13 protein-coding genes are annotated in these 12,478 nt (G+C 71.6%); 4 read left to right on the top strand and 9 right to left on the bottom strand.

The window, feature by feature from the left end:
- Window positions 1–157 precede the first annotated feature (157 nt).
- Window positions 158–625 (top strand): RDD family protein, encoded by a 468-nt coding sequence (locus tag OG293_RS26600; protein WP_406001295.1) that lies wholly within the window; start codon window positions 158–160, stop codon window positions 623–625.
- A gap of 188 nt (window positions 626–813) precedes the next feature.
- Here the strand turns inward: OG293_RS26600 and OG293_RS26605 are convergent, their stop codons facing one another.
- The 4 genes from OG293_RS26605 to lipB form a co-directional block, all read right to left on the bottom strand.
- Window positions 814–1,521, bottom strand: a complete 708-nt coding sequence (locus OG293_RS26605; RefSeq protein WP_406001296.1) for a DUF4191 domain-containing protein — start codon at window positions 1,519–1,521, stop codon at window positions 814–816.
- A 19-nt stretch (window positions 1,522–1,540) separates the two neighbouring features.
- Complete coding sequence (locus tag OG293_RS26610) at window positions 1,541–1,750, bottom strand: hypothetical protein (RefSeq protein WP_406001297.1); 210 nt, start codon at window positions 1,748–1,750, stop codon at window positions 1,541–1,543.
- 310 nt (window positions 1,751–2,060) lie between these two features.
- Window positions 2,061–3,026, bottom strand: coding sequence for a lipoyl synthase (gene lipA, locus OG293_RS26615; RefSeq protein ID WP_406001298.1), 966 nt, complete (start codon window positions 3,024–3,026; stop codon window positions 2,061–2,063).
- Between the two features lie 102 nt (window positions 3,027–3,128).
- Window positions 3,129–3,962, bottom strand: a complete 834-nt coding sequence (gene lipB / locus OG293_RS26620) for a lipoyl(octanoyl) transferase LipB (RefSeq protein WP_406001299.1) — start codon at window positions 3,960–3,962, stop codon at window positions 3,129–3,131.
- Window positions 3,963–4,202: 240 nt separating this feature from the next.
- Between lipB and OG293_RS26625 the strand changes: the two genes are divergently transcribed.
- Window positions 4,203–5,648, top strand: coding sequence for a regulator (locus OG293_RS26625; protein WP_406001300.1), 1,446 nt, complete (start codon window positions 4,203–4,205; stop codon window positions 5,646–5,648).
- A gap of 296 nt (window positions 5,649–5,944) precedes the next feature.
- On the opposite strand, the gene OG293_RS26630 is transcribed toward OG293_RS26625, so the two are convergent.
- Both OG293_RS26630 and OG293_RS26635 read right to left on the bottom strand, forming a co-directional pair.
- Window positions 5,945–7,294 (bottom strand): NAD(P)/FAD-dependent oxidoreductase, encoded by a 1,350-nt coding sequence (locus tag OG293_RS26630; protein ID WP_406001301.1) that lies wholly within the window; start codon window positions 7,292–7,294, stop codon window positions 5,945–5,947.
- 192 nt (window positions 7,295–7,486) lie between these two features.
- Window positions 7,487–8,386, bottom strand: coding sequence for a TIGR01777 family oxidoreductase (locus tag OG293_RS26635; RefSeq protein WP_406001302.1), 900 nt, complete (start codon window positions 8,384–8,386; stop codon window positions 7,487–7,489).
- Window positions 8,387–8,422: 36 nt separating this feature from the next.
- Here OG293_RS26635 and OG293_RS26640 point away from each other — a divergent pair, with 36 nt between their 5' ends.
- Entirely contained in the window at window positions 8,423–8,920 is a 498-nt protein-coding gene (locus tag OG293_RS26640; protein WP_406001303.1) for a GNAT family N-acetyltransferase, read from the top strand.
- Between the two features lie 116 nt (window positions 8,921–9,036).
- Here OG293_RS26640 and OG293_RS26645 read toward each other — a convergent pair whose 3' ends face one another.
- A complete protein-coding gene (locus OG293_RS26645) occupies window positions 9,037–9,558 on the bottom strand; it encodes a DUF4240 domain-containing protein (protein WP_406003719.1) in 522 nt (173 codons plus the stop codon).
- A gap of 110 nt (window positions 9,559–9,668) precedes the next feature.
- Here OG293_RS26645 and OG293_RS26650 point away from each other — a divergent pair, with 110 nt between their 5' ends.
- On the top strand, window positions 9,669–10,586 hold the full coding sequence (locus OG293_RS26650; protein WP_406001304.1) for an SDR family oxidoreductase: 918 nt from the start codon (window positions 9,669–9,671) through the stop codon (window positions 10,584–10,586).
- On the opposite strand, the gene OG293_RS26655 is transcribed toward OG293_RS26650, so the two are convergent.
- Window positions 10,537–11,562: a helix-turn-helix transcriptional regulator gene (locus OG293_RS26655; RefSeq protein ID WP_406001305.1), complete on the bottom strand. Its 1,026-nt coding sequence runs from the start codon at window positions 11,560–11,562 to the stop codon at window positions 10,537–10,539. The two genes, OG293_RS26650 and OG293_RS26655, sit on opposite strands and share 50 nt — an antisense overlap.
- Window positions 11,563–11,631: 69 nt before the next feature.
- On the bottom strand, window positions 11,632–12,450 hold the full coding sequence (locus OG293_RS26660; RefSeq protein ID WP_406001306.1) for a MerR family transcriptional regulator: 819 nt from the start codon (window positions 12,448–12,450) through the stop codon (window positions 11,632–11,634).
- Between the last annotated feature and the right edge of the window lie 28 nt (window positions 12,451–12,478).

Raw genomic sequence — 12,478 nt, forward strand, 5'->3', positions numbered from 1 at the left:
GGACCCGACCATAGGCAGACGGGATTTCTCCAGCATGACCCATTTGTTTCGCACACGTTAACCAGGGCGGGTGGCGGACCGACGGGCAGAGACTCACAAAAGTCGCGTACGGGCCCCGGGCGCAGGGGGGCGAATGGGGGCGCAGTACCGTGGACGGGTGGACAACAGGCAAGCAATCGGATCGTGGCTGTCCGGGCCCCGCGCGACGGCCGAGGACATGGGCGCCGACTTCGGCCACCGGGGTGAGCGGCTGGGCCTGCCGGAGGCCGGACCCGGCTCCGTCGCCCCTCTTGGACGGCGCTTCGGCGCCGTCTTCGTCGACTGGGGGCTCTGCCTGCTGATCGCATACGGGCTGTTTGCGAACGGTGACCGGCAGGCGGCCGGAAACTGGGCCCTCGGCATCTTCCTCGTACTGAGCATGGTCACCGTCGGTACCGTCGGCTTCACACCCGGCAAGCGGCTCCTCGGGCTGCGGATCGTCGCCGAGGACGGCGGGCGGCTCGGGATCGTCCGGGTCATGCTGCGCAGCGTTCTGCTCTGCCTGGCGATCCCCGCCCTCATCTGGGACCGCGACGGACGCGGCCTGCACGACCGGCTCGCCCGCGCCGTGCAGGTGCGGATCTAGCCCTTCTTCCGAAGGAAGGGTCCCCAGGGCACGACGGTGCAGACGGCCATGACAGTGCAGGCAGCCTCGACAGCGCAGACACCGGGGACATGAACGGCAAGCCGCGGACATGAACAGCAAGAGGGGCTCCCCGCGCAGGGGAGCCCCTCTTTGCCGGTCTCGTGCGGTTCTTTGCCGGTCTCGTGCGGTCAGCGTGCCTTTCCGCCGCGCGGCATCCGCATGCCCTTCGGCATCGGCCCCTTTGGCAGCGGCATGTTGCTCATCAGGTCGCCCATCGCCCGCAGACGGTCGTTCGCCGCCGTGACCTGCGGACCGGTGAGCACGCGCGGCAGCTTCAGCATCGTCGTGCGCACCTTCTTCAGCGGCACCTCGCCCTCACCGTTGCCGACGATGATGTCGTGCACCGGGACGTCCACCACGATGCGCGCCATCTTCTTCTTCTCGGCCGCCAGCAGTGTCCTGAGCCGGTTCGGGTTGCCCTCGGCCACCAGCACGATGCCGGCCTTGCCGACCGCCCGGTGCACGACGTCCTGGCTGCGGTTCATCGCGACCGCCGGGGTGGTGCTCCAGCCCCGGCCCACGTTCTGCAGCACCGCGGCCGCCGCGCCCGGCTGGCCCTCCATCTGCCCGAAAGCCGCCCGCTCGGCGCGGCGTCCGAAGACGATCGCCATCGCGAGGAAGCCCAGCAGGAGTCCGAGGATGCCCAGATAAACGGGGTGGTCGATCAAGAAACCGATCGCGAGGAAGACACCGAAGGTGACGATTCCCACAGCCGCGACGACAAGACCGACCTTCGGGTCGGCCTTTCGGGTCATCTTGTAGGTCAGAGCGATCTGCTTCAGTCGCCCAGTGTTCGCAGCAGCGTCAGTGCTGTCGGAGTTTGCCTTCCTCGCCATGACAGGAAGTTTACGTGGCCTAGGAAGTGCGGTCGGCCACGGCCTCCAGTACATGCTGCGCCTCGACCCGGTCCTTGGCCCTGCGCCGGTCTTCGAGGACTGCGGTCCAGGCGTTCCTGCGGGCTGTGCGCTGCCCGCTGCCCATGAGCAGCGACTCCATGGCGCGCAGAGCATCGGTGACGGACGGGATGGCGGTTGCGCGTACGGGACGAACCGGCGCGGCCTGCATGGTGTGGGTCCCCCTCGGGGTGAGGATCGACGATGAAGTTGTGTGGTGAAACGGGCTGTGCGTGCGGGACGTGCGGTGTACGAACGACGGGCGGGTGCGCGGAGCGTTACGGGGGTGGTGCGCGCTGTGCGTATCGCCAGGGTCACTGATTGGTGTTACCAGGGCGTGACCGAAGGGTCAAACGCCGATGAAACCTTTACGCAGGGAGCAGGAAAACCGACGCGGCCCGTACGCCGCCCCGGACCTGCGGGGGGGAGTACGGGCCGCGCCCAATCCGCCATTACTCGGCGGTAATTTCTTGTGCCTGAATTCACACGGTCTGGGACGGGATTGCGGCGCCCCGCCGCTCCATCGCCTGCTGGTACAGACGGCCCGCGCGGTACGAGGAGCGGACCAGCGGACCCGACATCACGCCGGAGTAGCCGATCTCGTCGGCCTCCTCCTTCAGCTCCACGAACTCGTGCGGCTTCACCCAGCGCTCGACGGGGTGATGCCGCGGCGAGGGCCGCAGGTACTGGGTGATGGTGATGAGCTCGCAGCCCGCGTCGTACAGGTCCTGCAGCGCCTGGCTGACCTCCTCGCGCTCCTCGCCCATGCCCAGGATCAGGTTCGACTTGGTCACGAGCCCGGCCTCACGGGCGCGCGTGATCACTTCGAGCGAGCGCTCGTAACGGAAACCGGGGCGGATCCGCTTGAAGATCCGCGGCACGGTCTCGACGTTGTGGGCGAGCACCTCGGGCCGGGCCGAGAAGACCTCGGCCAGCTGCTCGGGCACCGCGTTGAAGTCGGGGATGAGGAGCTCGACCTTGGTGCGGCCCTCCTCGCGCTCCGACGTCATCGCGTGGATCCGGCGCACGGTCTCCGCGTACAGCCAGGCGCCGCCGTCCTCCAGGTCGTCGCGCGCGACGCCGGTGATGGTGGCGTAGTTCAGGTCCATCGTGACGACCGACTCGCCGACCCGGCGGGGCTCGTCACGGTCCAGCGCCTGCGGCTTGCCCGTGTCGATCTGGCAGAAGTCGCAGCGCCGGGTGCACTGGTCGCCGCCGATGAGGAAGGTCGCCTCGCGGTCTTCCCAGCATTCGTAGATGTTCGGGCAGCCGGCCTCCTGGCACACGGTGTGCAGTCCCTCGCCCTTCACGAGCGCCTGCATCTTCGTGTACTCGGGGCCCATCTTCGCCCGGGTCTTGATCCACTCGGGCTTGCGCTCGATGGGGGTCTGGCTGTTCCGGACCTCCAGGCGCAGCATCTTGCGTCCGTCGGGTGCGACTGCGGACACGACCGGCTCCCTACAGCTTCGATTCTTCGGCGGACACCAGGGTACGCCCGTAATTCGTACGGCCTTACGTCTGGCCAACCTGCGGCAGGACGGTCGCATTCCTCAGGCGGGCGCCTTCTCGGTCGCGCGCACGCTCGCGGTCGCGGACGCGCGCTCGATCGCGCGGGGCTTCGGCTCCGTGCGCTCCAGCACGTCCCGAAGATGCCTCTCCAGGACGGGGATCACCTCCGCGATCGTGATGTCGCGTCCCAGCTCGTTCGCCAGTGAGGCCACGCCCGCGTCCCGGATCCCGCACGGCACGATCTTGTCGAACCAGGTGTTGTCCGGGTTCACGTTCAGGGCGAAGCCGTGCATCGAGACGCCCTTGGCGATGCGGATGCCTATCGCCGCGAGCTTGCGGTCCTCACGGCGCTGGCCGGCGTTCGAGGGGGCGTACTCCGGGCCGTTGAGCCGCGGGTCGAACTCCTCGTCCGTCAGCCGCGGGTCGAAGTCGAGCGAGAGACCGCCGATCGCCGGACGCCGCTCCACCGGGTCGCCCAGCACCCACACACCGCTGCGGCCCTCCACACGGCTGGTCTCCAGGCCGAACTCCGCGCAGGCGCGGATCAGCGCGTCCTCAAGCCTGCGCACATGCGCGACGACGTCCACCGGACGCGGCAGCTTGAGGATCGGGTAGCCCACCAGCTGGCCGGGGCCGTGCCAGGTGATCTTCCCTCCGCGGTCCACGTCGACGACGGGGGTGCCGTCCAGCGGGCGCTCACTGTCCGCCGTACGCCGCCCGGCCGTATAGACCGGCGGGTGCTCCAGAAGCAGGCAGGTGTCCTCGATCTCGTCCGCGAAGCGGGCTGCGTGGACCTCGCGCTGCTTCTCCCACGCCTCCCGGTACTCCACGGCGTCGTCGCCGAAACCCAGATGGACGAACCGCAGCTCGCTCACGGCTTGTGCCTCCCTAGAACCTTCAACCTGCACCTACCACGCCCAGGCCACTGTACGGCGGCTCGCGGGAGGGATGTCGGCCAGGTACGGCCCATCCGCGTCCCGTCAGCGCTGCCGTCAATCCTCACACGATCGGATGAATCTGGGGCGAAGGCGGCGGTCCGGGCGGGACAGGCAGCTAAATTCACGCCGTTCCATGAGGGCTGCTCCCGGCCCGGAAGGCAGGAGACCGCACAGCTGATGACGGAACGACCCCCTCAGCGCATCCCCAACCGACAGCTCGCCGCGCTCATCACCGAGGCCGGATTCTCCAACGCAGGCCTTGCCCGCCGAGTGGACCAGCTCGGCCTTGAGCACGGGCTGGATCTGCGCTACGACAAGACCTCCGTGACGCGCTGGCTGCGCGGCCAGCAGCCGCGGGGGACGACACCCGCGCTGATCGCCGAGGTGTTCACACGCCGGCTCGGCCGCCGGCTCTCCGCGCAGGACCTGGGGCTGGACGCCTGCGCGCCCGTCTACGCGGGTCTGGAGTTCGCCGCCACGCCCGAAGAGGCCGTGGACATCGTCAGCGGCCTGTGGCGCAAGGACTCCGGCAGCCATGCGGAGCTGCGGAAGATCGCGTTCACCCCTGCCGGACTGGTGGTCCCGAGCCGGGACTGGCTGATCGGGCGGGCCGACGAGCGGGTCGGCCGCGCGGATACGGGGCACCCGGGCACGGTCCGCATCCCCGTGCAGGGCAGGCCGTCCGTACCCCGCCAGCGCGGCACCGACCGAGGGCCCGGGCAGAAGGTCTCCGGCGGCGACATCTCGGCGCTGCGCTCGGTCGGCGAGCTGTTCCGCACCCTCGATCACGCGTACGGCGGCGGGCACGCCCGGCAGGCGCTCGTGCGCTACCTCGAACACGAGGCCGAACCGATGCTCCGCGGCACATACGGGGAGGTGACCGGGCGGCGGTTGTTCGCCGCGGTGGCCGATCTGACCCGGCTGGCCGGCTGGACCTCGTACGACATTGCGGCCCACGGGCTGGCCCAGCGGTACTTCGTCCAGGCGCTGCGGCTCGCGCAGGCCGCCGGGGACCGGGCGTACGGCTCCTACGTCCTCGTGACCATGAGCCGTCAGGCGGTCTACCTCGGGCACGGGCGCGAGGCGGTCCAGCTCACCCGGGTCGCCCAGCAGGGCGTGGGCGCGGCGGCACCGCCCGTGGTGCAGGCGCTGCTGCACGCGGTCGAGGCGCGCGGGCACGGGGTGCTGGGCGAGATGCGGGCCTGCACGGCCGCACTGGTGCGGGCGGAACGGGCGCTGGAGACGGCGCGGCCGGGCGACGATGCGCCCTACTGGGCGCGGTCCTTCGACGAGGCGCAGCTGGCGGACGAGCTCGGTCACTGCCACCGGGACCTCCAGCAGTACCGCTCGGCCGCGCAGCACGCGGAGCGTTCGCTCCAGCTGCGGGCGCCGGCGTTCGCGCGCAGCCGCCTCTTCTGCCGGGTGGTGCTCGCGACCGCGCGGCTGGGGCTCGGGGAGCTGGACCAGGCGTGCGCGCTGGGGGCGGAGGCGGCGTTGCAGGCGTCGGAGATGCGGTCGGCGCGGGCGGTGGAGTACGTACGGGAATTCGAGCGGAGGCTTGAGCCGTACCGGGACGCGGCGGCGGTCCGCAATTACCGGGACCGGGTCGCTGCGCTGGGCTGACGGGGTGGCGGGTCGTTCTCGCCCGGGGCTCCGCTCCCGGCTCCCCGCGCGCCTCAATCGCTGGCGTGGCTTGGTTTGACTCGGGTCCGACGGCGCCTCAATCGCCGGCGGGGCTGAGATTGCGCAGGCCGGGCATTTTCAGCCTCTCCGGCGATTGAGGAGCGGGGTGCGGGGCAGAGCCCCGGCCGGACCGTGCCGACAAGCCGTGCCGACAAGCCGTGCCGACAAGCCCCGCCGGCGATTGCGGCGCGGGGCGCATCCGGGAGCCCGCCCCCGGATGCGCCCCGCGCACCCCCCTACGCCACCGCCGTCAGTTCCGCAGGCTCACCCACACCCGGCTGCAGCCCGAAGTCCCGCAGAATCGCCTCCGCCGCCCTCCGCCCCGAGTACAAGGCCCCCTGCACCGTGCTCGTGTCCCGGTGGTCGCCGCAGACGTAGAGGCCCGACAGCACCCGCACCGGGCGTCGCAGGTCGTGTGGTGGTGGCATCGCGGGGACCGCTTCGGGGTCGTGATGGACCGCCAGGAGCTCCCACTCGTCGGTGGGCGTGCCGTACAGCTTCGCAAGATGCGCCCGTACGGTGCGGTCCGGATACGGCGGGGGAGTCCCGAGCACCGTGGACGAGATCAGCACACGGCCGTCCGGCGCACGCGAGGGGTCGACCTCGCTCATCACGGCCGTGTGTGCGACCGGGCCGCCGCGGTCCGCGTCCAGCACGAGGGCCGGGTCGGCGAGCGGGGCCTCGGGCGCGGTGTGGTGCAGCACCGTCACGGGGTGGAAGGGCGGTACCCGCAGACCCGGCAGCAGTTCGGCCGCCGCGCGGGCGCCGGTGGCCAGGACCAGGGCGCGGCAGCGGAGTTCGCCGTACTCCTCGGTCCGGACGCGGCTGATGGACGCGTCCTTGACCCGTACGCCCGTGTGGACCGTGCCCGGCGGCAGTGCGGCGGCCAGCCGCCGGGGCAGTGCCGCGGCGCCGCCCTCGGGCACGCACATCCGGCCGCGGGCGTAACCGCGCAGGGCGAGATCCGCGCACCGGCTCGACGTGGTCAGCGCGGGGTCGCACAGCAGCGAGGAGAGCAGCGGGCGCAGGAAGCCGTTGACCGTACGGGCCGGCAGGCCGCGGGCGCAGAGCGACCCCGCCGTGACCCGCTCCGGGCGGGCGAGCAGGCGCTCCACGGAGGTGGCGGCGATACGGGCCAGGGACGCCCCGAGGCGTGCCTGGTCCAGGGGCCGGGGGGCACTCGCCAGGGCGCGTGCCACGGTGAATGCTCCCCCCACCCCCCGCAGCGCGTTGGGTGACCCCCAGCGCGCGCTCCCCGGCTCACCGGCCCGGCGGACCGCCTCGCCGGTGCGCTGCAGCTTCCCCCCGGTGTGCACGAGCACACCGGGCGAGAAGGGCCGCAGGACGATGTCGCAGAGCCCCGCCGTGCGGCGCAGCTCGGGATACGACGTGTTGAGCAACTGACCGATACGGTCGAGCAGGAAACCGTCGAGCTCTTCGGTTGCCATCCTGCCGCCCACCTCAGGGGCGGCCTCCAGGACACTGACCGTGACTCCCGCGTCGGTCAGTTGACGAGCTGCGGAAAGGCCGGCGATTCCGGCCCCGACGATGACGACGTCCGCATGGTGAGCGGTGCTGTTGAGCACGTGCCCCTCCCCGAGGTCGGCGCGGCTGGTGGGAGGCTCATGCCCCCAACAGGCCCCCGGAATACCCGAGTTCGGACCGAGAGTAGGCAGCGGTGGCCGAACGGCGAGTAGCGCATGCCGCGGAGCACCGATGCGCGGGGGCGCACGGGCTCCTTCCCGGGACTCGGCCCGTGACACGTGCCGGCCGTGCGGCTACCGCAGCGCCGCGCGGATCGCGTCGTCGATGCCGGGAAAGGCGAACGAGAAGCCGGACTCCATCAGCCGCGCCGGCAGCACCCGTGCGCTGCTCAGGACGTCCCCGGCCAGCCCCCCCAGGGCGACGCGCAGCGCCCACTCCGGGGCCGGGAACAGCGTGGGGCGGTGCAGCGCACGGCCCATCGCCGAGGTGACCTCGCCGTTGGTGACCGGGTGCGGAGCCGTCAGATTGAAGGGCCCGGACAGGGAGTCCGTGTCGAGGAGATGGCGCAGGGCTGCCACCTCGTCGTGCAGCGCGATGAAACTCCAGTACTGCCTGCCGCTGCCCAGACGCCCGCCGAGGCCGGCCTTGAACAGCGGGAACATCCGGCCCCACGCCCCGCCCTTCGGCGCCACCACGAGGCCGGTGCGGGCGAAGGCCGTGCGGATGCCCGCCTCTTCGGCCGGGGCCGCCGCGCCCTCCCACTCCACCACCATGTTTGGCAGAAATCCGTCGCCGGGCGGGGCGCTCTCGTCCACCGGGCGGTCCCCGGTGTCGCCGTAGTAGCCGATGGCGCTCCCGCAGACCAGAACCCTGGGCGGTGTGTCCAGCGAGACGACGGCCTTCGCGAGTGCGGCCGTGCCGAGCACCCGGCTGTCCCGGAGTTCCTTGCGGTACGCGTCGGTCCAGCGGCGGTCACCGATCCCGGCGCCCGCGAGATTCACCACGCCCTCACAGCCGGCCAGCCCGGCCACGTCGACGAACTGCCGCCGCGGGTCCCACTCCACCTCGTCCCCGGCCCGCGCGGGGCGGCGCACCAGGCGCACCACCTCGTGCCCGTCCGAGCGCAGCGAGCGCACGAGTGCCGTACCGATGAGTCCGGTCGAGCCGGTGACCGCGATCCGCATGGGTCCCATCCTGCCCCGCGGGGGCCGCATGGCACAGTGACGCCCATGCCCGAGTCGCACATACGCCCAGCACACCACGCCGACGAGGCGGGCCTCGGCGCGCTCGACCGGGACACCTGGTCGCCGCTGCACTCCGTACAGCCGCCGCAGCAGCCTCCGTACGACCCCTTCTTCGATTCGAACCACCGGCCCGGGCACTTCCTGGTGGCCGAGGACGCAGACGGTTCGGTCGTCGGCTACATCCGCCTCGTCCCGCCCACCACGCTCGCGAGCAACCGGCATGTGCGGCAGATCCAGGGCCTGGCGGTGGCCTGCGGGGCGCGCGGACGGGGGATCGGGCGGGCGCTGTTGCGGGCGGCGTTCGAGGAGGCGCGGCGGCAGGGCGCGATGCGCATCACGCTGCGGGTGCTCGGCCACAACCAACCGGCGCGTGCGCTCTACGAGTCGGAGGGCTTCGTGGTCGAGGGGGTCCTGCCGGGGGAGTTCCACCTCGACGGTCAGTACGTCGACGATGTCCTGATGGGCCGCAGCCTCCTCGCCTGACGCAGTCGCGCCGCCCGACGCAGCCTCCTCGCCCGACGCAGTCGCGCCGCCCGACCGAGCATCCTCGCCCGACGCAGCTTTCGCCGCCTGACGCCGCCTCCACGCGTGACGTGGCGTCAGGGCTCCCCGAAGCGCTCCCAGAGTCTGGGGAAACGTTGCGCCAGAGCCGCGTCGTCATCGAAGTCGAACGGACTGCCCGTCGGCTCCGCCGTCTGCGCCGTGATCCCCAGATCCGGCGCGACCACCCCGGTGAGCTGCTCGTACGCCTCGTCGGCCGCGTATCCCAGCTCTTCGCCGTCCCCGTCGATGTCCTCGTCGAACTCGTCGAGGAGCTCGGAGAGTGTGTCCGGCTCGTGCACCCCGCCCTCGAAGATCTCCCGGCCCTGGCCGATCAGCCAGCAGCGGAAGTAGTCGAAGGCGTCGTCGCTGGCCCCGCCCAGGAGCACGGCTGCCGCGCCCCACAGGTCCCAGGTGTACGCACGGTTGTAGCGGGCCTCGAAGTGCCGGGCGAAGTCCAGCACGGAGTCGGGGTCGAGCTGCAGCAGCCGCTCGACCAGCAGATCGGCATGGTCCTCGGGGTCACCCTCGGCTGCCTCGCGCGTACTGTCGATGATCTCCCAGAACTCCGTCTCGTCCATCACGGGACAAGCATCCTGGTTGGCGGAGGGCGGCGCACGCGGAGCACCGAAATGCTGACTCTTTCGAATGGCGGACAGGAGATGTCGGGTATCCGTGCGACGGTCGGCGTATGACGACCAAGACACCACTGGCAGGGAAGATCGCGCTGGTCGCGGGGGCCACCCGGGGCGCGGGGCGGGCCATCGCCGTGCAGCTCGGCGCCGCGGGCGCCACGGTCTATGTCACGGGGCGCACGGTCCGCGGACGGGTCAGCGAGATGGGCCGGGCCACGGAGACCATCGAGGAGACGGCGGAACTCGTCGGCGCGGCGGGCGGCGCGGGCATCGCCGTGCCGACCGACCATCTGGAGCCGGGGCAGGTACGGGCCCTGGTCGAACGGATCGACCGCGACCACGGCCGGCTCGACATCCTGGTGAACGACGTCTGGGGCGGCAACCACCTCCTCGACTTCAACACGAAGATGTGGGACGTCGACCTGGCCCGCGGGCTGCGGCTGCTCGACCTCGGAGCGAAGAGCCACATCATCACCAGCAGCATCGCCCTTCCCCTGCTGGTCCGCGAGCCGGGCGGGCTGGTCGTCGAGGTCACGGACGGCACCGCCGAGACGAACAGGGACTTCCGCGAGAACTTCTACTACGACCTCGCCAAGAACGCCCCGATCCGGATGGCCTTCATCCTCGGCGAGGAGCTCAGGAGCGTGGGCGGCACAGCCGTGGCCGTCAGCCCGGGTTTCATCCGCTCCGAGGAGATGCTCGACATCTTCGGCATCACCGAAGCGACCTGGCGCGACGGGATCGAGAAGCAGCCGCACTGGGCGCTGTCGGAGTCGCCGCTCTACATCGGCCGGGGCGTCGCGGCGCTCGCCGCGGACCCGGAGCGCGCCCGCTGGAACGGACGGTCGCTCTCCAGCGGAGAACTGGCCAGGGAGTACGGCGTCACGGACGCGGACGGCAGCCGCCCGGACGTGTGGGCGTACCTCACGGCGGAGAAGGCGGGGCAGAAGCCTCCGATGGAGCACTACCGGTAGTGGAGGACCCGTCGCGGTAGAGCCGCGCGGCCCGCTCCGCCGCCCCGGCGAACCGGGCCCGTAGCGCGGGCGGCTCCAGCATCTCCAGATCGGGCCCGAGCCCGAACAGCTGGCCGAAGGCCACCTCGTGGGACTCGACCGGCAGAGTGACCGTCAGACGGCCCTGGTCGTCCGGCCCTTCGGCCCTCTCCAGCGCCTCGCTCACCGCCGCGCGGTCGATGAGGTGCGGCAGCCGGCGCGCCGCCGCTTCGGTGACCCGCACCACCACCTCGGTACGGAGGATGGAGCGCGCGAACTGGGCCGCGCGCTCCTCCCAGAAGCGGGGCAGGTCGAACTCCTCGTCGCGGGCGAAGACTTCGCCGTCCACGTCCACCGAGGCGAACCGGTCGATCCGGTACACCCGGAACGTCCCTTCCGCGCGGGCGCAGACGTACCAGACGCCCGCTTTGAGCACGAGCCCGTACGGCTCCAGCCCGCGCTCGACCTCGCTGTCCCCGCGCCGGTACCGGGCCCTGATGCGGCGGTCGTCCCACACGGCCTCCGCCACGGCCGGCAGCAGCTCGGGCGTCCGCGGTTCCCGGTGCCAGCCGGGGGCGTCCAGATGGAAGCGCTGTGCCGCGCTCCGCGAGGCGTCCTGGAGCGAGGGCAGCAGCGCCGCGGACACCTTCAGCCGGGCCGCGGACGCCGCGTCATGGAGGCCCATCTCCCGCAGCGCGCCCGGCAGCCCGGACAGGAAGAGGGCCTCCGCCTCACTGCGCCCGAGCCCGGTCAGCCGAGTGCGGTAGCCGCCGACGAGCCGGTAGCCCCCGGCCCGGCCCCGGTCGGCGTAGACCGGGACGCCCGCCTCGGAGAGCGCGAGCGCGTCCCGGGTGACGGTCCGCTCCGACACCTCCAGCTCGCGCGCCAGCTCGGCCCCGGTCATCGAGGGCCTTGCCTGGAGGAGCAGAACCATCTTGATCAGCCGGGCAGCGCGCATGCTCCCCATGATGGCGGAGGCCCCCATGATGACTGGGACCCGTGGTGACTCAGGCCCCTGGCCGAGGCCTCAGGCGAGCGGTTCCTGCAGCTCGGTGACCCACTTCTCGCGGTCCTCGGGGCATTCGAGGTTGACCTCGCGCGCGTACCCGGCCGAGTTGTGACCGCCCGCGTCGATCCAGCGGGCCAGAGTCTGCGCCGTCGGCATCACCGCGTCCATCGGGCCGCGGTGCACGATCGTCGCGGCGCGCTCGACCGCCGGCAGGTCGACGATCTCGAAGTCGAAGCCGGGCTGCGGCCCGGCGGCGACCGTGATCCCCGTGTGCACAACGATCCTGCCTTCGCCCTCGGCCGCGTCCTCGTAGTACGCGATACCGGGCCCGGTCGGAGTCACGCCCGCCGCCTCCAGCCGGCGGAACAGCTCCACGTACAGCGGATTGATGACCGGGCCGATGTGCTCGGGTCCGTATCCGGCGGCGACGGCGGTCAGCTCGGCCACCCGCACCGCGGGAAGGCTCTTGATGATGACGTCCTCGGTGGGCATGTGCCCCTCGCTCTCGATCGACCGGAGCCTCGCCTCGACCTGGGACAGCCTTCCGGCGGCCTCGGCCATCGCCGTCTCCAGCTCGGCCCGTCGCAGCGTCAGCATCCCGCGCAGCTCCTCCGTGCTCACCTTGTCCTGAAGGATCTCCTGCACCTGTTGCAGCGTGAAGCCGAGATCCTTCAGGGCGATGATGCGGTTGAGCTGGGCGAGCTGGGCCGCCGCGTAGTAGCGGTACCCACTGAACGGGTCCGTGCGCTCGGGACGCAGCAGCCCGAGCGCGTCGTAGTGGCGCAGCATGCGGGCCGACACGCGGCCGTGCCTGGCGAAGTCTCCGATGGTGAACATGACGTCCCTCAGTGCATGCCTTCACACG

The sequence above is a fragment of the Streptomyces sp. NBC_00829 genome, assembly GCF_045161795.1.
Taxonomy (GTDB): domain Bacteria; phylum Actinomycetota; class Actinomycetes; order Streptomycetales; family Streptomycetaceae; genus Streptomyces.